At 38.9% G+C, this 18499-nt stretch carries 22 protein-coding genes; 19 read left to right on the top strand and 3 right to left on the bottom strand.

Annotation, left to right across the window (positions count from 1 at the left end; translation table 11 throughout):
* Window positions 1-13 precede the first annotated feature (13 nt).
* Window positions 14-922, bottom strand: a complete 909-nt coding sequence (locus JN080_RS01900) for an alpha/beta hydrolase (protein WP_256234185.1) — start codon at window positions 920-922, stop codon at window positions 14-16.
* Between the two features lie 109 nt (window positions 923-1031).
* Window positions 1032-1175 carry a hypothetical protein gene (locus tag JN080_RS01895; RefSeq protein ID WP_256234184.1) on the bottom strand — a complete coding sequence of 48 codons (144 nt, stop codon included), beginning with the start codon at window positions 1173-1175 and terminating at the stop codon, window positions 1032-1034.
* A 293-nt stretch (window positions 1176-1468) separates the two neighbouring features.
* Between JN080_RS01895 and JN080_RS01890 the strand changes: the two genes are divergently transcribed.
* Window positions 1469-2653: an acetyl-CoA C-acetyltransferase gene (locus JN080_RS01890; protein WP_256234183.1), complete on the top strand. Its 1185-nt coding sequence runs from the start codon at window positions 1469-1471 to the stop codon at window positions 2651-2653.
* A 121-nt stretch (window positions 2654-2774) separates the two neighbouring features.
* A complete protein-coding gene (locus tag JN080_RS01885) occupies window positions 2775-3017 on the top strand; it encodes a YqkE family protein (RefSeq protein ID WP_256234182.1) in 243 nt (80 codons plus the stop codon).
* Window positions 3018-3066: 49 nt separating this feature from the next.
* Here JN080_RS01885 and JN080_RS01880 read toward each other — a convergent pair whose 3' ends face one another.
* A complete protein-coding gene (locus JN080_RS01880) occupies window positions 3067-3981 on the bottom strand; it encodes an aldo/keto reductase (RefSeq protein WP_256234181.1) in 915 nt (304 codons plus the stop codon).
* A 149-nt stretch (window positions 3982-4130) separates the two neighbouring features.
* On the opposite strand from JN080_RS01880, the gene JN080_RS01875 reads away from it, so the two are divergent.
* The 17 genes from JN080_RS01875 to JN080_RS01795 all read left to right on the top strand — a co-directional run bounded on the left by JN080_RS01875 (window position 4131) and on the right by JN080_RS01795 (window position 18382).
* Window positions 4131-4685, top strand: coding sequence for an NUDIX hydrolase (locus tag JN080_RS01875; protein ID WP_256234180.1), 555 nt, complete (start codon window positions 4131-4133; stop codon window positions 4683-4685).
* A complete protein-coding gene (locus tag JN080_RS01870; RefSeq protein WP_256234179.1) occupies window positions 4682-5854 on the top strand; it encodes an endonuclease Q family protein in 1173 nt (390 codons plus the stop codon). The genes JN080_RS01875 and JN080_RS01870 overlap by 4 nt, the downstream gene beginning before the upstream one ends.
* A gap of 108 nt (window positions 5855-5962) precedes the next feature.
* The gene (gene spoIIM / locus JN080_RS01865) at window positions 5963-6604 is read left to right on the top strand and encodes a stage II sporulation protein M (protein ID WP_256234178.1); all 642 of its coding nucleotides are present in this window, start codon (window positions 5963-5965) and stop codon (window positions 6602-6604) included.
* A 113-nt stretch (window positions 6605-6717) separates the two neighbouring features.
* A complete protein-coding gene (gene fur / locus JN080_RS01860; protein WP_256234177.1) occupies window positions 6718-7173 on the top strand; it encodes a ferric iron uptake transcriptional regulator in 456 nt (151 codons plus the stop codon).
* Window positions 7174-7298: 125 nt separating this feature from the next.
* Window positions 7299-7526 (top strand): YqzK family protein, encoded by a 228-nt coding sequence (locus JN080_RS01855; RefSeq protein WP_256234176.1) that lies wholly within the window; start codon window positions 7299-7301, stop codon window positions 7524-7526.
* A 7-nt stretch (window positions 7527-7533) separates the two neighbouring features.
* Window positions 7534-8427, top strand: a complete 894-nt coding sequence (xerD, locus tag JN080_RS01850; protein ID WP_256234175.1) for a site-specific tyrosine recombinase XerD — start codon at window positions 7534-7536, stop codon at window positions 8425-8427.
* Window positions 8428-8648: 221 nt separating this feature from the next.
* A complete protein-coding gene (gene deoB / locus JN080_RS01845; protein ID WP_256234174.1) occupies window positions 8649-9833 on the top strand; it encodes a phosphopentomutase in 1185 nt (394 codons plus the stop codon).
* 222 nt (window positions 9834-10055) lie between these two features.
* Window positions 10056-10877, top strand: coding sequence for a purine-nucleoside phosphorylase (locus JN080_RS01840; protein ID WP_256234173.1), 822 nt, complete (start codon window positions 10056-10058; stop codon window positions 10875-10877).
* Between the two features lie 17 nt (window positions 10878-10894).
* Window positions 10895-12202 (top strand): pyrimidine-nucleoside phosphorylase, encoded by a 1308-nt coding sequence (locus JN080_RS01835; protein ID WP_256234172.1) that lies wholly within the window; start codon window positions 10895-10897, stop codon window positions 12200-12202.
* 117 nt (window positions 12203-12319) lie between these two features.
* Window positions 12320-13486 carry a D-alanyl-D-alanine carboxypeptidase family protein gene (locus JN080_RS01830; RefSeq protein WP_256234171.1) on the top strand — a complete coding sequence of 389 codons (1167 nt, stop codon included), beginning with the start codon at window positions 12320-12322 and terminating at the stop codon, window positions 13484-13486.
* A 137-nt stretch (window positions 13487-13623) separates the two neighbouring features.
* Complete coding sequence (gene spoIIAA / locus JN080_RS01825) at window positions 13624-13974, top strand: anti-sigma F factor antagonist (protein WP_256234170.1); 351 nt, start codon at window positions 13624-13626, stop codon at window positions 13972-13974.
* A gap of 2 nt (window positions 13975-13976) precedes the next feature.
* Complete coding sequence (gene spoIIAB / locus JN080_RS01820; RefSeq protein WP_256234169.1) at window positions 13977-14417, top strand: anti-sigma F factor; 441 nt, start codon at window positions 13977-13979, stop codon at window positions 14415-14417.
* 12 nt (window positions 14418-14429) lie between these two features.
* On the top strand, window positions 14430-15188 hold the full coding sequence (gene sigF / locus JN080_RS01815; RefSeq protein ID WP_256234168.1) for an RNA polymerase sporulation sigma factor SigF: 759 nt from the start codon (window positions 14430-14432) through the stop codon (window positions 15186-15188).
* Window positions 15189-15274: 86 nt separating this feature from the next.
* A complete protein-coding gene (locus tag JN080_RS01810) occupies window positions 15275-15895 on the top strand; it encodes a stage V sporulation protein AA (RefSeq protein WP_305473585.1) in 621 nt (206 codons plus the stop codon).
* Window positions 15885-16307 (top strand): stage V sporulation protein AB, encoded by a 423-nt coding sequence (locus tag JN080_RS01805; RefSeq protein ID WP_256234167.1) that lies wholly within the window; start codon window positions 15885-15887, stop codon window positions 16305-16307. The genes JN080_RS01810 and JN080_RS01805 overlap by 11 nt, the downstream gene beginning before the upstream one ends.
* Before the next feature lie 28 nt (window positions 16308-16335).
* Window positions 16336-16914 carry a stage V sporulation protein SpoVABEA gene (spoVAEA, locus tag JN080_RS01800; protein WP_256234166.1) on the top strand — a complete coding sequence of 193 codons (579 nt, stop codon included), beginning with the start codon at window positions 16336-16338 and terminating at the stop codon, window positions 16912-16914.
* The gene (locus JN080_RS01795) at window positions 16898-18382 is read left to right on the top strand and encodes a spore germination protein (RefSeq protein ID WP_256234165.1); all 1485 of its coding nucleotides are present in this window, start codon (window positions 16898-16900) and stop codon (window positions 18380-18382) included. The genes spoVAEA and JN080_RS01795 overlap by 17 nt, the downstream gene beginning before the upstream one ends.
* The last annotated feature ends 117 nt before the right edge of the window (window positions 18383-18499 follow it).

Raw genomic sequence — 18499 nt, 5'->3', positions numbered from 1 at the left:
GAGTTGGATTTAATTATAGGACGACGTATTTTTCCAAGAATTCATCAATCGCTTTTTCATAATCGGCAGCGTTTTCGTTTAGAGATTGGGCGTGACGACCATTTTCAGCAAGAAACAGCATTTTTGGCCCTTGTTTTTGGGCAAATAATTTTTCTGTCATCGAAGGCAAAATATAATCATCTTTTTTACTGTGAATAAAAAGAATGGGATGTTGAATTTGGTCAATCACTGAAATTGGAGATACGTCTGTAATCCAATATTTATCACGCAGACGTAAAAACAAATTGCCGATTGGAATAATTAGTGATCCTGGCAGTTTCAAATCTTTTTTAAGCTGATAGCGAACCTGGTCCTTCAAACTTGAAAAAGAACAGTCAGCAATATAAAAGTCAGCAGCATCCTCAAGCATCCCTGCGTATAACAGCATCGTTGCAGCCCCCATTGATTCGCCGTGAATACCCAGCAGGAGATTCGGGCCTTTTTCTTTTTTGAGCCAATCAATAACCGCCTTTAAATCAAACTTTTCATAATGGCCGTAACTTGTTGTTTTCCCCCCTGATTCCCCATGGCGGCGATGGTCATAAATAACGGCATTAAACCCTCGCTTTAAAAAGAGATTCATATACTTAATCGAGTTCACTTTGTTTTCTGTCACACCATGAGCGATGATGATGTACCGATTAGATTGATGAGGTTCAACAAGCAGTGCTTTTATCTTGTATCCAAATGGGGATACAATTGTCACATCCTGTTTAGCTAAGGACTCAAAATCTTCAGGACGGTATCTTCCGGCAGTTAACTCCCGATCTAAAATCAGCTTCTCATCCTTCTTTTTTATGTACATAAGGCGATTGGAAAAGTAAAAGCCAATAAAAAGTAGGGAAAAGAAGGAAGTAAGGAAAGTTTTCAACGTTTTTTTCATCGCAATACCCCCGAAAAATGTTGGTTAAGAAAAAAATAGGAAAGCTACATCTATTTTAGCATGAAAAAAGCCGCTGACCCATTCAGCGGCTTATAAGCGTACACATAGTTTAAGGCTGTTCTGTATTTTGCCGTTTTGTAGGATGAATAGCTTTTTCAAGCTCTTCAGCAGCAATCATCCGTTTCCCGCCACCAGCAGAGTCAGCATAATTTTTTCCATTTTGGCTGAAGCCTTTATCCCGTTTTTGACTCATAACAAATCCCCCTTCCATCACAGTTTCATTCACAGTTCCATTTCTTAAGATGGATCAAAAGAAGGAAGCTTATTCACTGTAGACCAAGGTAAAAATGCTCGTAAAAATAAACAGTAGTTCCTTTTTCAAATCAGCTAAAAAACAATCGCAATAACCGACAAAATTCACGATAAAACGACAAATATTTTAAAAACTATAAATATTTAAAATATTTTAAAAAAAATAAAGGATTTTAGAAATAAAGGGAGAATTATGTATATGACAAAGCAAAGTAGAGAAAAGGAGTTAATCAAATGACTAAAGAGATCGTAATCGTAAGCGCCGTTCGTACGGCAATTGGAAGCTTCAATGGAAGTTTGAAAAACGTAGATGCAGTTGAGCTAGGATCAACGGCAATTAAAGGTGCTCTCGAACAAGCAGGAGTAAAAGCAGAGCAGGTAGATGAAGTTATTATGGGTAATGTCTTGCAAGCAGGGATTGGCCAAAATCCAGCTCGTCAGGCTCAAATAAAAGCAGGAATTCCGGTTACTTCTTCTGCATTAACAATTAATAAGGTTTGTGGTTCAGGTATGAAGGCCGTTCATCTAGCCATGCAAGCAATCCTTGCAGGAGATTCTGAAATTGTCGTAGCAGGCGGAATGGAAAGTATGAGCCAAGCGCCATACTTGTTAAAAAATGCTCGCGATGGCTTCAAAATGGGAGATCAAAAATTAATTGACAGCATGATCAACGATGGTTTATGGTGTGCATTTAACGATTACCATATGGGCATAACTGCTGAAAACGTTGCTGAAAAGTATGAGATTACAAGAGAACAACAAGATGAGTTTTCGGCATGGAGTCAGCAAAAAGCGGTCCAAGCAATTGAAGATGGTAAATTTAAGGATGAGATTATTCCGGTTGTCATTCCGCAACGAAAAGGTGACCCAATTGTTTTTGATACCGACGAATTCCCTAAAAAAGGTTCAACAGCAGAAAAGCTTGCGAAGCTGCGCCCTGCATTCAAAAAGGACGGAACGGTAACAGCTGGAAATGCTTCAGGAATTAATGATGGAGCAGCAGCATTAGTTATTATGAGCAAGGAAAAGGCAGAGGAACTAGGTCTTCAGCCATTAGTTACAATTAAAGCTACTGCAAGTGCCGGAGTAGACCCAAGTGTAATGGGAATTGGTCCAGTACCAGCAGTGAAAAAAGCGTTAGAAAAAGCAGCAATTTCTGTTGAAGATCTTGACTTGATTGAAGCAAATGAAGCATTTGCAGCGCAAGCCCTTGCTGTTGGGAAAGAATTAGGATTTAAAAACGAAATTTTAAATGTTAATGGCGGAGCTGTTGCGCTTGGACATCCTATTGGTGCAAGTGGAGCCCGTATAATTGTAACCTTAATCCATGAAATGAAACGTAGAAACGCAAAAACAGGCTTAGCTACACTTTGTATTGGTGGCGGCCAAGGCGTTGCAACAATTCTAGAATTAGCATAATTCACGAGCCTATACAAGAAAAATATGATCTTAAAATTCAAAAGCAGATTGGGTTTCCAGTCTGCTTTTTCCTATGAAAAAAATGCTATAATATCAGTAAAGTAGTTAAGGAGTGACAATAATGAGGAAACAACCAAAGCAAAAACCAAAAAAAGATGATTCAGCGGTAACGCTAGGTGATATGATTAGCAAGGATTTATTGAACCAATTAAAGGATAAGCAACAAGAGCTAAAGCTAGTAGAGGAACGAAAAAAGGCAGAGGAGGAACAACAACAGCGGCAAGAGCGAAGATTAAAAGAAAAAAATAAAACATTTGAAGAACTTTTGTCTGAAAGTAACATGAACTGGAAGGAGTTTAAATGAAAGTATATGCAAAAATGGGGAGCGTAAATAGCCTCCCCATAATGATTTCTTATCGATGTTGTTTGTAAGAAGCAAGCTTCGAGATTTCTTTAATGAACAAAATTTCTTCTTTTGTCAGTGGCTGGCTTTTTACCGCGTTAGCATTTTCCCTGAGCTGCTCTGGACTGCTGGCTCCAGCAATCACAGCTGTAACAGCAGGATTCGCCAAATTAAATTGAAGCGCTACTTCAGTCAGTGATCGGGCTTTTTCCTTTAGCATTGAAAGGATTTCAGTTAACTCGTTCCAGCTATAATCCAAATAGCCATTTTCTTTAATCGAGGAGGAAGCCTTTTCAAGCATCCTGTTACTTAAAAGCCCTTTAGCAAGGGGTCCACGGGTCACCACACTGATCCTATGCTGATGAAGAAGTGGCAGTGCTTCTTCTTCAGGTCGGCGATCAAGAATACTGTATTGCATCATAACAGAGTCGATCGAGGATTCGTTGATATATTCGCGAATTACGTTTGGCCGAATGGAGGAAATACCATAGCAGCGGATAAAGCCCTCAGACTTTAATTCTTCGAAAGCTTCGATCGTTTCAGCAATCGGGTCGTCCAATGTTCCTCCATGGAGCTGAAGTAAATCAATGTAGTCTGTTCCTAATCTTTTGAGGCTATTTTTCACTGCTTCCTTTATGTAAGACTTTGAAGGGTCCCAAAACCATCCAGCCCCTTCTTGACTCCAGCGGTTTCCAACCTTTGTAGCAATAATAACTTTATCGCGAACCTCTTTTAGTGCTTCCCCAACGATTTTCTCATTTAGACCATGATCGTACAAGTCGGCTGTATCAAAATAGTTAATTCCTTCTTCTAAGGCAGCATTGATGATCTGACGTGCTGCTTTTTCATCCGTCCCAATCGACATGCAGCCGAGTCCTAATTCACTCACTAGAATAGTAGAGCTTCCAAGCTTTCTTTTTTTCATTATTCCACCCCTTTTTCCCCCATTTTACTCAAGACTTGGGCAGACTACAAACAATACGGTAGAGGTAAAGACAACAGCATCCTTCACCACACCTATATATGATAAAATGGATAAGCAGATTATATCGGATTAGAACAGGAGTGAGTGTATTGAGCCGTCTTGAAGAAAAAACAATTCAAACAAAAGAAATTTATTCTGGAAAAGTAGTTAGTTTACACCTGCAAGAGGTTGAACTGCCGAATGGAAAGATGGCAAAGCGGGAAATCATTAAGCACCCGGGTGCAGTTGCTATTATTGCGATAACAGATGAAAATAAAATTGTTATGGTAGAACAATTTCGTAAGGCACTAGAAAGAGTCATTGTTGAAATCCCTGCCGGAAAACTTGAAAAAGGCGAAGAACCGGCAGTTTGTGCACGACGGGAACTTGAAGAAGAAACGGGTTATGAGTGTAGGAATCTTGAATTATTAGTTTCCTTTTATACCTCACCGGGCTTTGCTGATGAAATTGTTCATGTATACATAGCAAAAGGGTTAGTAAAAAAAGAAAATGCAGCAGAACTTGACGAGGATGAATTTGTTAACCTCGAAGAATTAACTCTCGATGAAGCGATTGAATATATAAAAGAACAAAAAATCTATGATGCCAAAACAATGTTTGCTGTGCAATATTTACAATTGCAGGAAGCATTAGCGGAAAAATGAAGTCCTTTTTTGTAGATTTGCACATTCACATCGGGAGAACATGGACTGGAAAGCCAGTAAAAATCACTGGGGCTAAATCATTAACGTTTACAAATATCATTAAACATGCACGCCATGAAAAAGGGTTGAATATTATAGGGATCATTGACTGTCATTCACCCGAGGTTATATTGGAAATAGAGAACCTCATCTCTAAAGGGGAAGTCTATGAGCATCCAGATGGTGGATTGGTATTTGGAGACTTGACGATTATTCCAGGATCGGAATTGGAAATTTACGATGAACAATCCAATGGACCCATTCATTTGCTGAGCTATTTCCCATCGATAAAAATCATGAAGGTATTCTCGGGATGGCTTTCAGGTCATTTGAAAAATATTCAACTTAGCTCGCAGCGTATCTATGTAAGCGGCAGAGAATTACAAAAAAAGGTAAAAGAATTAGGGGGTATATTCATTCCCGCTCATGTTTTTACTCCCTTTAAAAGTCTTTACGGAAAGGGAGTTACTCACTCATTAGCAGAAGTACTTGATCCAACCCTAATTGATGGTATTGAACTCGGATTAAGCTCTGATACAAAAATGGCCGATCAATTACAAGAGCTGCACAGCTTTCCATTTGTCACGAATTCGGATGCCCATTCTTTAGCTAAAATTGCCCGTGAGTACCAAGTCATGGCAATGGAGAAGCCGACATTCAAAGAATTAAAAATGGCGTTAAAAGGAGAAGTGGACAGAAAAATCATTGCGAATTACGGACTTGATCCTTTACTTGGCAAATATCATAAAACCGTATGCTCTCATTGTTTGCATCAGTTGGACAAGAATGCTGGCTTCTGTACAAATTGCGGTGCAAAAAAAATCATTAAAGGAGTGGCCGATCGAATCTTAGAGCTGAAAACGGCTGAAGAGGGACCGGAAAACAGACCTCCGTATATCCATCAAGTCCCACTTGAATTTATCCCGGGATTGGGACCAAAATTACTTGATAAGCTACTGTCGTATTTTGGAACGGAAATGGCAATCTTGCATGAGGTTCCATATAAGGCGATTAAGGAAGTTGTTCCTATAAAGGTTGCTGACCTGATCATGAAAGCTAGGGAAGGAACGATAACTCTGGCCGCAGGCGGCGGGGGGAAATACGGAAAAATTGCTGATGAAAATAGTTAGATCGTAAACCGGTGTGCCAGTTTGGCGCCCGGTTTTTTCATTATATTTAATCATTATTTGTTAGGACAGGCATACAATGTAATAACCCGAGTTTTAGGAGGAAAAGCAATGAAAAAACGAATGTACCAGAACGTCGCAGCAAGTTATTTCCGTGAGCATTCCTCGATCTTTGTCTTTGTTGTTATGTTGTTTTTAATGGGTGTTATTTTTGGTGCGATCGTCGTGAATAGCATGAGTTTTTCACAGAAACAGGATTTATTTTATTATTTATCCCAATTTTTTGGTGAAGTATCAAATGGGAAAGTGGCTGAATCGAATGATTTATTTTTACAGAGTTTTTTTCATAATAGTAAATTTATCGGGTTAATGTGGGTGCTCGGAATTTCGATTATTGGTTTGCCAATAATCCTTATTCTTCTATTTATAAAAGGAATGGTCGTGGGTTTTACAGTAGGGTTTTTAGTCAACCAAATGAGCTGGAAAGGCTTTATGCTGGCATTTGTATCAATTTTACCACAAAATTTAATTATTATTCCTGTCTTTATTATTATGGCAGTAATGTCAATGTCATTTTCGTTATTGATGATAAAAAAACAGTTTATGAAAAAATACGGGCAGCCGATCATGCCGATATTTAAACGCTATATTTTTGCCTTTATCATCGCGGTCCTGTTTATTTCTGTTGCATCTGGCATAGAGGCATTTCTATCCCCAGGATTAATGAAAACAATCGTACACTCATTTAAATAATAATGAGTATAATATAATAGTAACTTTTGTCACTTATTTATAATAATTTTATTTTGAATCTCCTTTTTCATCTGCTATAATGAGAATGGATTATGGCGAGGGAGGGACTACAGTTGGAGACTAGAATTGAGAGAATTAAGAAGCAGCTTCATTCATCGAGCTATAAGCTGACGCCCCAACGGGAAGCAACAGTGCGCGTTTTACTGGAAAATGAAGAGGATCATTTAAGCGCAGAAGATGTGTACCTCCTGGTGAAAGAAAAATCGCCTGAAATTGGATTAGCCACCGTTTATCGAACATTGGAATTATTAACTGAATTAAAAATTGTCGATAAAATTAACTTTGGGGATGGTGTTTCTCGGTATGACCTTAGACAAGAAGGCGCAGAACATTTTCACCATCACCTTGTATGCATAGAATGTGGAGCAGTCGATGAAATCCAGGAAGATCTTCTTGAGGATGTTGAAGCAACCGTCGAAGCAAAATGGAATTTTAAGATAAAAGATCATCGCTTGACATTCCATGGTATTTGCAGCCGATGCCAAGAAAAAAATGATGACTTACAATAAAAAACGACTGAAAAAGCCCTTTTATCTCTAAAAGGCTTTTTTTTACCCGTCTTTTTCCCTAACTAGGTATAAATCTTGTCCAATTTGGCATACCTTTTACTAAAAATGGTTTGGGGGAAGAGGAAATGCTTAATTTTATGAAAATTACCGTGCATACCCTAAAGGTCTTTCTGCTTTTTACAGGATGCACGATTCTTTTTTATTATGGTATGATGTGGGTAAATGAAGAATATCAAAGTTATCATCGTTACGATGAGCCAAAAGGCACTGCTTTAAAGGTTTCAAGTTCATCACAAGCAGCAGGCACATCAATATTTGATCGGCTCGTATTGTTTTATTTAAACGGGGAGTAATGTAATTATGGAAGATCAACTTAAAGACTTTATGCATTTTTTAATTGTTGAAAAAGGACTTGCAAAAAATACTATTATTTCATATGAACGGGACTTGAAAAGCTATATTCATTATTTAAATAAGGTTGAAAATGTTTTACTTTTAAATGATGTACAACGTGTTCATATTGTTCATTTTTTAGGATTCTTAAAGGAGCAGGGGAAATCCTCCAAAACGTTGGCAAGACACATTGCCTCACTAAGAGCTTTTCATCAGTTTTTATTAAGAGATAAAGTCACAGACCATGATCCTTCCGTTCATATTGAAACACCGAAAATGGAAAGAGCACTTCCTAAAGTATTAAATTTACAGGAAGTAGAGATTCTTCTGGATTCACCAAAATTAAATAATCATTTTGGTATAAGAGATAAAGCAATGCTCGAGATTCTTTATGCTACCGGAATTCGCGTCAGTGAGTTGATTGGGCTTGATGTAGGTGATATCCATTTAACGATGGGCTTTGTTCGCTGTATCGGTAAAGGAAATAAAGAAAGAATTATCCCGGTTGGCAAGACTGCATTAAATGCTTTGCAGCAATACTTAGAACAAGGCCGACCATTTTTTGTAAATAAAAAACTGCGAGAAGATGCCTTATTTCTTAATCACCATGGCCATCGTTTAACACGTCAAGGCTTTTGGAAAATACTAAAAAAGCTGGCGAAGGAAGCGGGAATTCAAAAGGATTTGACACCACACACATTAAGACATTCCTTTGCTACGCATTTGTTGGAAAACGGTGCGGATCTTCGCGCCGTTCAGGAAATGCTTGGACATGCTGATATATCGACAACGCAAATTTACACCCACGTATCTAAAACAAGGTTAAAGGATGTTTATAGTAAATTTCATCCACGAGCTTAATAGTTTGCAAGAATTAAGGATTTCGTATTGTTCAAAAAGCTGCTAAATTAATTTGGTGGCTTTTTCTTCGTCCAATTCTGTAATATAATGATGTCAGACTTCTGACAAACTAGATTTGATTCTAAGATTATTCAAGTTTATTCTGGGAAACTTAATAATGAAAATGAAAATACCATTTATTTTACAAGTATTCTGTTTTTTTGAACCAAGGAGGAAAAAATATGGAATCAACAATGTTTAAACGCATTTTCTTAATTGTGATGGATTCAGTGGGGATAGGTGAGGCACCTGATGCAGAGAAATTTGGTGATCAAGGGGCTGATACATTCGGACATATTGCTGAACAAATGGATGGACTTAACATGCCTAATATGGCTAAATTGGGTTTAAGTAATCTACGTGAATTAAAGGGGATTCAAAAAGCTGATAAGCCGCTAGCAGTTTATACTAAAATGCAGGAAGCATCAAATGGGAAAGATACGATGACTGGACATTGGGAAATCATGGGCTTGAATATTAAGACCCCATTTCGTGTCTTTCCTAATGGTTTTCCCGAAGAGCTGGTTGCAGAATTAGAAAAGCGCTCTGGAAGAAAGGTTATCGCTAATAAACCAGCGAGTGGAACTGCTATTCTAGATGAATTAGGAGAAGAACATATGAAGTCAGGTGCATTGATTGTCTATACATCTGCTGATTCAGTCCTTCAGATTGCGGCACATGAAGAAATCGTCCCTCTTGAGGAATTGTATAAAATTTGTAAAATAGCTCGTGAGCTGACCCTTGATGAAAAATATATGGTAGGTCGGGTAATTGCGAGGCCTTTCATTGGCAAGCCAGGAAGCTTTAAACGAACCGCCAACCGCCATGATTATGCTTTAAAGCCATTTGATCGTACGGTAATGAATGAGTTAAAGGATTCTGGTTATGAGGTAATTGCGATTGGAAAAATTTCAGACATTTATGATGGTGAAGGAGTGACAAAGTCACTGCGGACAATTTCGAATATGGATGGGATGGACAAATTGATAGAAACCTTCGATATGGAATTTACCGGACTTAGTTTTGTGAATTTAGTTGATTTTGATGCCCTCTTTGGTCACCGTCGTGACCCGATCGGCTATGGAAAAGCATTAGAAGAGTTTGATGCACGGCTACCAGAAGTATTTGCGAAAATGAAGGAAAATGATTTGTTAATGATTACGGCCGATCATGGAAATGATCCCGTTCATCCAGGAACAGATCATACTAGGGAATATGTACCATTACTTGTTTATTCAAAACAGATAACTGAGGGCAAAGAAATCCCAATCAGGAAAACGTTTGCCGACCTTGGGGCAACTGTAGCCGAAAACTTCAAAGTGAAGATGCCGGTATATGGATCAAGCTTCTTGACAGAATTAAAGTAAGAACAAAAGCGCAAGCGCCCGTTTAGCGGCGTATGGCCTGGAGCGCTTCGACTGAGATAAATGAAACACGGAGAGCGAAAGCGATCCGATGTCGACTTATCATAGGGAGAAGAGCGAAGGGCACTAGCCGCTGGGCGCCGAAACTGGACTAGTCTAACCCGGTAAAAAGTTATCCATAGTAACTAAAACTATAATTTTCTAAAATTTACGAGGGGGATGTAAATGGAGTTCAATAAAATTACAAACGCAGTCGCTTTTTTAAAAACGAAATATGACAAAACACCAAAATTAGGACTTATTCTCGGATCTGGCCTTGGCATTTTAGCAGATGAGATTGAAAGACCAGTGAAAATACAATATCGGGATATCCCGGATTTTCCAGTTTCAACGGTAGAAGGTCACGCCGGCCAGTTAGTATTTGGTCTGCTTGAAGGGATTGAAGTTGTGGCAATGCAAGGGCGTTTTCATTATTATGAGGGTTACAGCTTCGAGAAGGTCACCTTTCCTGTCCGGGTTATGAAAGGACTTGGGGTGGAAACGCTAATGGTCACGAACGCAGCAGGGGGAATAAACGAAAGTTTTTCTCCAGGTGATTTAATGCTTATTTCTGATCATATCAATAATATGGGTTCCAATCCGCTAATCGGCCCCAATGATTCCCAGCTTGGCGTACGTTTTCCCGATATGTCGGAAGCTTATTCAAAAGACCTGCGTAAATTAGCAAAACAAACAGCCGCAAAGTTAAATTTGGAGGTAAAAGAAGGGGTTTATGTAGCCTTTACAGGACCGACCTATGAAACACCTGCTGAAATACGGGCGTTTCGAATCTTGGGTGCAGATGCAGTTGGAATGTCAACGGTACCTGAAGTTATTGTCGCGCGTCATAGCGGCTTAAGGGTACTTGGAATCTCCTGCATTACCAATATGGCTGCCGGGATTCTTGACCAACCATTATCCCATGCAGAAGTGATTGAAACGACTGAGCGGGTAAAAGCAAACTTCCTTTCGTATGTAAAAGAATTGGTCAAGACTATTACAAAATAACAAAGTGGTGATTTTTCATGAGAATGGTCGATTTAATCGAAAAAAAAAGAAACGGGAATGTGTTTTCTACAGATGAAATTAATTTTATCATTCAAGGATATACTGCTGGCACCATTCCCGATTACCAGATGAGTGCTTTGACAATGGCGATCTTTTTTAAAGGAATGACCGATCAAGAAAGAGCAGATCTGACCATGGCAATGGTAAAGTCCGGTGATCAAATTGATTTATCGCAAATTGAAGGCATTAAAGTTGATAAACATTCAACAGGTGGTGTTGGCGATACAACAACACTTGTTCTTGGCCCGCTTGTTGCTGCTGTTGGCGTTCCAATCGCGAAAATGTCTGGACGGGGATTAGGACACACGGGTGGGACAATTGATAAATTAGAATCCATTGCAGGATTCCATGTTGAAATTGAAAATGAAAAATTTATCGAGCTTGTCAATAAAAATAAAATTGCAGTCATTGGGCAAAGCGGAAATTTAACCCCGGCAGATAAGAAGCTATATGCACTAAGAGATGTTACAGCTACCGTTGACAGCATTCCGCTTATAGCCAGCTCAATTATGAGTAAAAAAATTGCTGCTGGTGCTGATGCGATTGTTCTTGATGTGAAAACAGGCGCTGGCGCCTTTATGAAAACACTTGAAGATTCAAGGGATTTAGCTAGTGCTATGGTTCAGATAGGCAATCATGTGGGAAGAAGAACAATGGCCGTCATTTCCGATATGAGTCAGCCGCTTGGATTTGCAATTGGAAATGCACTTGAAGTGAAAGAAGCCATTGATACCTTAAACGGGAAGGGGCCTGCTGATTTAACCGAACTTTGCTTAACGCTTGGCAGCCATATGGTCTATCTTGCTGATAGGGCAAGCTCTCTGCAGGAAGCAAGAGAAATGTTGGAAAAGGCAGTTAAAGATGGTTCAGCGCTAGAAAAGTTTAAAGTTTTCCTAAGCTCACAAGGCGGAGATGCATCTATTGTTAATGATCCCGCTAAATTACCGCAAGCAAAATACATATTAGACCTAGAAGCAAAAGAAGCTGGATTTGTAGCGGAAATAGTCGCAGATGAGATTGGCACGGCAGCCATGCTCTTAGGAGCAGGAAGAGCTACGAAAGAATCAACAATTGATTTAGCAGTTGGACTTGTGTTAAGGAAAAAAATTGGTGATAGGGTACAAAAGGGTGAACCATTAGTATCAATTTACAGCAATTTTGAGGACGTTACCGAAGTAAAGGAAAAGCTGCTTGAAAATATTAAAATCTCTTCTGAAAAAGTAGAACCGCCTATTTTGATTTACGAAGCAATAACATCTAAATAACTGTTCCTAGTTCGAGATGATAATCTCGAACTTTTTTTATTTGATTTTAGGAAATAATTGTATAAAGTTGTTTCATTTGGAAAAAATGGAGATGATAAAGAATGGAGGGTTATGTGAATGAAACGATTGGCAACATTATTATTGCTTACTATGATACTTTCATCGCTCGGTACTTCTGTCTTTGCGGAAGAAAAAAAGAGCACTGACCTTGTCAACGATGTTAAGTCTGCCATTTTAATGGAACGCGATACAGGCAAAATCTTGTATGAGAAAAATAGCAATGAAGAGCTTCCTCCAGCTAGTATGACCAAGGTTATGACAATGCTGCTAATTATGGAGGCCATCGACCAAGGTAAACTATCATGGAATGAAAAAATTCGTACGAGTGAGTATGCAGCATCAATGGGTGGTTCACAAATTTTTCTTGAACCAGGGGAGGAAATGACAACGAAAGAAATGCTGCGTGGGATCGCCATTGGTTCCGGTAATGACGCTGCAGTGGCGATGGCTGAAAGAATTGCGGGGTCTGAGCCAGCATTTGTACAAAAGATGAATGAAAAAGCAAAGGAATTAGGTCTTAAGCACACTCATTTTGAAAATACAACAGGTTTACCTGTCAAAGGCCACTACAGTACTGCCAACGATATGGCGCTTATGGCGAAGGAACTGTTGAAGTATGAAGATATAACAAAGTTTACTGGCATGTATGAATCTTACTTAAGAGAAAACACGGATAAAAAGTTTTGGTTAGTAAATACCAACAAACTTGTTCGCTTTTATCCGGGTGTAGACGGTTTGAAAACAGGGTTTACATCTGAAGCAAAATATTGTTTAACGGCAACGGCACAAAAAAACGGAATGCGCGTCATTGCCGTTGTATTCGGGGCACCGACGTCAAAGGATCGAAATGCCCAAGTGACAAAAATGCTTGACTATGCCTACAGTCAGTATGAAACCCATCCAATCTTTAAGCGTAATCAAGATGTTGGAAAAGCCTATATTAGTAAAGGAAAGGACAAAACTGTTCAGGCTTTAACTAGTGAGCCGCTTTCCTTGCTAACAAAGAAAGGCGAAAAAACCGATGGTATAAAACAAAAGGTGATTCTTCAAAAACATTTGAATGCTCCAATCCACAAAGGGGATAAAGTAGGGACGCTTAAACTAATTAAAGATGGAAAGGTAGTCCAAGAAAGCCCGCTCGTTGCAAGTAAAAATGTTGAAGAGGCTGGATGGTGGACTCTTTATAAACGCGCTTTTGGTATGTTTACAAGAGCGGAAGAGTAAGGCCTAGGTTGCTATTGTCGAAAGGTAACCGCCATTCACTAATTTTAGCGAATTACTACTAGTTTTGTCTCGGTGGAAGGATATTTTAGCTTCATTACCGAATTGACTCACTATACCAGATGAAGGAGGCCGGGATAGTGAGTCTTGATATTGAAATGGAAATAAAAGCAGACGTCTTATGTATACGTTTAAGCGGCGAATTAGATCACCATTTTGCAGATGTGCTACGAGAAAAAGCATCAAATGCCATTGAAAGGAACGAGATTCATCATATTGTCTTGAATCTGGAACACTTATCTTTTATGGATAGCTCCGGGTTGGGAGTTATTTTGGGAAGATATAAACAGATTAAACAGGTGAAAGGCGAAATGGTCGTTTGCGCAATTTCCCCAGCAATCGAAAGATTATTTGACATGTCGGGATTATTTAAGATTATTCGCTTAGAACCGACGGAAGAATTTGCATTGCAAAGATTGGGGGTTGCGTAACGATGAAAAATAGGATGAACCTGGAATTTAGTGCTCTAAGCCAAAATGAATCTTTTGCTCGAGTTACAGTTGCTGCATTTATTGCTCAGCTTGATCCGACAATGGATGAATTAACCGAAATTAAAACGGTTATTTCTGAAGCAGTGACAAATGCAATTATTCACGGTTATGAAAATGATCCGAATGGAATTGTTTATATCACTGTTTCTATAGAAGATAATATAGTTGAAATGTCTATAAAAGATGTTGGAATTGGCATTACAGATGTGGAAGAAGCTCGGCAGCCATTATTTACAACTAAGCCGGATTTAGAACGTTCCGGTATGGGTTTTACCATCATGGAAAATTTTATGGATGAGGTTGAGGTTCTCACGCAGCCAGGTAAAGGAACCGAGATTAGATTAAAAAAGCAGTTATCAAGTAGCAAATTGCTGTACAATTAAGGAGACTTGCCGATGGATGTGGAGGTTAAAAACGATAAAGGTCAAACGTATTTGAAAGATCATGAGGTGAAAGAGCTCATCAAAAAAAGCCAGGATGGTGACCAGGCATCCAGGGAGTTAATCGTAGAAAAGAATATGCGTCTTGTCTGGTCTGTTGTCCAACGGTTTCTTAATCGTGGCTATGATCCTGATGATCTTTTTCAAATTGGTTGTATAGGTTTATTAAAATCTGTTGATAAGTTTGATCTAACATATGACGTAAAGTTTTCTACCTATGCTGTTCCAATGATTATCGGTGAAATCCAGCGGTTTATTCGAGATGACGGTACTGTAAAGGTTAGCCGATCATTGAAAGAAATGGGCAATCGAATTCGAAAAGCAAAGGATGAGCTCTCGAAAACGTTTGGAAGGATTCCAACCATAAACGAAATAGCTGCTTATCTCGGATTATCACCTGAGGAAATCATTCTGGCCCAGGAAGCGAGCCGGGCGCCCTCTTCCATTCATGAAACGGTTTATGAAAATGATGGGGACCCGATCACGTTATTAGATCAGATTGATGATGGCAATGACGGAAAATGGTTTGATAAGCTTGCACTAAAGGAAGCCATTCTTGAATTAGAGGAACGTGAAAGGTTGATTGTCTATTTACGTTATTATAAGGATCAGACCCAATCCGAAGTAGCAATAAGGCTTGGAATTTCCCAAGTCCAGGTTTCAAGATTAGAAAAAAAGATTTTACAGCAAATGAAAGACCGTATGGATCTATGATTCATACGGTCTTTTTTTCATGAAAATTTCCTTAATTGCTCATACTATATACCATGAGGATATCTATGTTTGGGAAGTGAGTTTTTTTGGAAAATACCATTTATATTCGTATGAGAAATCGTGTTCAGGTCCCTATACATGAAAAAGTACGATTAGAGGATATTGCCCAAATTATTGCACCGGAACCAGCACTTCCAACCTTAAAAAGTCTAGTAGTGCATCATGTGACAGAAAATGATAAAAGTATCGTCGTAATCGATGTAATGAAAGTGATCAGCCTAATGACACCCATAGTGAAAGAGTCAGATATACAAACAATTGGTCCTGCCCAAACAATTGTTGAGGTTTTAATTAAGAAAAAAAGTTTATCCTTCCCTTTTTTTGTTTTAATATGGTTCCTGCTATTTTTTGGATCGGCAATGGGGATTATGAATTTCCATGATGACGTAAGTATGCAAAGTGTTCAGGAAAAGCTTTACACCATCATTACAGGAAAAAATACATCTAAACCATTACTTTTTCAAATTCCATACTCGCTTGGGTTAGGACTAGGAATGATTTTATTTTTCAATCATGTTTTTCGGAAACGTATTAATGAAGAGCCAAGTCCATTAGAAGTGGAGATGTTTAATTACCAACAGGATCTTGATAGCTATGTTGTCATCCATGAAAATAAAGAAAGTATGAGGCGTCTTGATGACGATTAAAGCGTTAGCAGTTATCTTTATAGGCCTTGCTAGTGGACTTGTAGTAGGTTCTGGATTTGTTGCTTTTCTTACAGTTCTAGGGATTATTCCACGGCTTACACAACTATCAAAAACAATGAAAAAGATTCATTTTTATGAATGGGGTGTTATCATTGGAGCCGTCACGGGGGTATTAGCAAGTCTAAGAGATCCGGTGCTTGGGTTATCTGCTTATTTTCTCATACCACTCGGGCTTACAGGTGGTACATTTGTTGGAATGGCGGCAGCGGCATTAACAGAAGTATTAAATGTTATTCCCATCCTGAGCAAAAGAATTGGCTTGGACGGTAAAATTATTTCATTATTGATGGCCATTGTGTTAGGAAAAATATTTGGATCAATCTTTCAATGGGTCTATTTTATTCACCATTGAAGATCGTGTATGAAAGGACATCACAGCCATGAGTATTCGAAGACGCGTTATCTTAATCACAGATGGTGATGATTATGCGAGGCGTGCAGTTGAACATGTTGCTCGGGAGATTGGCGGAAGATGTATTTCTTTGTCCCACGGGAATCCGACTGTTTTAACAGGACCGGAGATTGTTTCTTTGATAAAAAAAACCCCCTATGATCCAGTGTTAGTTATGTTTGACGATAGCGGACTAGTAGGCGAAGGCACTGGTGAAATAGCTTTAAAATATGTTGCGCGGGATAAAGATGTGGAAGTCCTTGGAGTTATCGCTGTTGCTTCAAAAACAAGGCAGGCTGAATGGACAAGGTTCGATGTTTGTATTGATCGTGATGGTGAATTGACTCCATACGGAGTGGACAAAAATGGAATTCCTGAATTTGAAATGGGTAGACTAAATGGGGATACCGTTTATTGCCTTGATGAACTAGATGTACCTATTATTGTAGGAGTTGGAGATGTTGGAAAGATGGCACGACATGATCATTACGAACAGGGGGCGCCGATAACGAAAAAAGCAGTAGAACTTATTCTCGAAAGGAGTGGATTCTATGACAAAAAAAACTGAACAAAAATGGCCGATTCCTGAATCAGTAAATGAGATCGAGAATTTCATGAAACAGCGTGTGGGCTTAGGAGTAAGCTTTGATTTAAATATTCGTAAATTAAAGATCTTAAAAAAAGATGTGCATATTTATTCTGTCAGCGGATTAGTTGATACGATTTATGCTATTCAACTTATTAAGGAATTAGTTGACCTTAACAATAATGAAAAATTATCAACGAATATAGGCAAACTTATTGAAAATAGATTAGTTAATCAATCTGTTCAACCGGTTGAAAACCTGGATGAATTGGTAGATAAAGTACTGTCGGGATTAATTGGCGTTGTGATCGAAGGCGAAACGGTCGCATATGTTGTCGATGTTAGAAGTTATCCGGGTCGCTCCCCTCAAGAACCCGATACAGAGAAAGTCGTCAGGGGTGCTCGTGATGGCTTTGTAGAAAATATCATTATGAATACAGCGTTAATCAGGAGAAGAATTCGGGATGAACGACTTCGCTATGAAATGGTTAGAATAGGAGAACGGTCAAAAACAGATGTTGCCATTGCCTATCTTGAAGATGTCGCAGATCCGGATTTATTAAATATTATTCGTAAAGAGCTCAAGGCTATCGAAATCGATGGAATTCCAATGGCCGATAAAACGATTGAGGAGTTTGTTCTTAAGCAGGGATTAAATCCATTTCCGCTTGTAAGGTATACAGAGCGGGCAGATGTGGCAGCAGCGCATATCCTAGAGGGACATGTCGTTATCATTGTGGATACATCGCCAAGTGTCATTATCACACCAACTACATATTTTCATCATGTCCAACATGCCGAAGAGTTTCGGGAGGCGCCAGCAATGGGGACATTTGTACGTTGGACGCGGTTCTTGGGTGTCTTAGTCTCTATTTTTCTTCTTCCATTGTGGCTATTATTTGTGTTAGAACCCTCATTACTGCCTGAAAAGCTATCATTTATTGGTCCGAGTGAACAAACAAATATCCCGATTATTCTTCAAATTTTTCTAGCTGACTTTGGAATTGAATTTCTAAGAATCGCTGCCATCCACACACCAACGCCGCTTTCAACGGCAATGGGCTTAATTGCGGCTGTATTGATTGGTCAAATTGCCATTAGTGTTGGCTTGTTTGTTCCTGAAGTTATCCTGTATGTGGCAGTATCGGGTATTGGGACTTTTACGACACCCAGTTATGAGTTAAGTGTTGCAAATAAAATGGGACGATTACTTTTGTTACTCCTTGTTGCATTTTTCCACACTCCTGGTTTTGTCATCGGTTCTACATTATTTTTTATATTTATGGTTCAGACCCGCGCCCTCAATACTCCATACTTTTGGCCATTTCTTCCATTCGAACCAAAAGGATTTTTACAAATTATTTTTCGAAGGGCAATTCCGGGATCGGCGCTCAGGCCCAGTATTGTCCACCCAAGAAATCGATACCGGCAGCCGCCTGACCAGCAATAGTAAAAGTAATTGCAGATTTCCGAATGTTATGCTAAAGTAATTTTAATTAAATAAAGGGACAAAGGATCAAGAATAGGCAGCATCTTTAGATTCTGCCTATTCGTATTTCCTTTTCCA

The sequence above is a fragment of the Bacillus sp. EB600 genome, from assembly GCF_024494385.1.
Taxonomy (GTDB): domain Bacteria; phylum Bacillota; class Bacilli; order Bacillales; family Cytobacillaceae; genus JAEVLT01.
This window is presented reverse-complemented; position numbering and strand designations above follow the sequence as displayed.

Coding starts and splice junctions, on each gene's coding strand:
- JN080_RS01835 (WP_256234172.1), top strand. CDS start 10,895: ATGAGAATGGTCGATTTAATCGAAAAAAAAAGAAACGGGAATGTGTTT.
- JN080_RS01795 (WP_256234165.1), top strand. CDS start 16,898: ATGACAAAAAAAACTGAACAAAAATGGCCGATTCCTGAATCAGTAAAT.
- spoVAEA (WP_256234166.1), top strand. CDS start 16,336: ATGAGTATTCGAAGACGCGTTATCTTAATCACAGATGGTGATGATTAT.
- JN080_RS01805 (WP_256234167.1), top strand. CDS start 15,885: ATGACGATTAAAGCGTTAGCAGTTATCTTTATAGGCCTTGCTAGTGGA.
- JN080_RS01895 (WP_256234184.1), bottom strand. CDS start 1,175: ATGAGTCAAAAACGGGATAAAGGCTTCAGCCAAAATGGAAAAAATTAT.
- JN080_RS01855 (WP_256234176.1), top strand. CDS start 7,299: ATGCTTAATTTTATGAAAATTACCGTGCATACCCTAAAGGTCTTTCTG.
- JN080_RS01890 (WP_256234183.1), top strand. CDS start 1,469: ATGACTAAAGAGATCGTAATCGTAAGCGCCGTTCGTACGGCAATTGGA.
- JN080_RS01830 (WP_256234171.1), top strand. CDS start 12,320: ATGAAACGATTGGCAACATTATTATTGCTTACTATGATACTTTCATCG.
- spoIIM (WP_256234178.1), top strand. CDS start 5,963: ATGAAAAAACGAATGTACCAGAACGTCGCAGCAAGTTATTTCCGTGAG.
- deoB (WP_256234174.1), top strand. CDS start 8,649: ATGGAATCAACAATGTTTAAACGCATTTTCTTAATTGTGATGGATTCA.
- JN080_RS01885 (WP_256234182.1), top strand. CDS start 2,775: ATGAGGAAACAACCAAAGCAAAAACCAAAAAAAGATGATTCAGCGGTA.
- sigF (WP_256234168.1), top strand. CDS start 14,430: ATGGATGTGGAGGTTAAAAACGATAAAGGTCAAACGTATTTGAAAGAT.
- JN080_RS01870 (WP_256234179.1), top strand. CDS start 4,682: ATGAAGTCCTTTTTTGTAGATTTGCACATTCACATCGGGAGAACATGG.
- xerD (WP_256234175.1), top strand. CDS start 7,534: ATGGAAGATCAACTTAAAGACTTTATGCATTTTTTAATTGTTGAAAAA.
- JN080_RS01880 (WP_256234181.1), bottom strand. CDS start 3,981: ATGAAAAAAAGAAAGCTTGGAAGCTCTACTATTCTAGTGAGTGAATTA.
- spoIIAB (WP_256234169.1), top strand. CDS start 13,977: ATGAAAAATAGGATGAACCTGGAATTTAGTGCTCTAAGCCAAAATGAA.
- JN080_RS01900 (WP_256234185.1), bottom strand. CDS start 922: ATGAAAAAAACGTTGAAAACTTTCCTTACTTCCTTCTTTTCCCTACTT.
- JN080_RS01840 (WP_256234173.1), top strand. CDS start 10,056: ATGGAGTTCAATAAAATTACAAACGCAGTCGCTTTTTTAAAAACGAAA.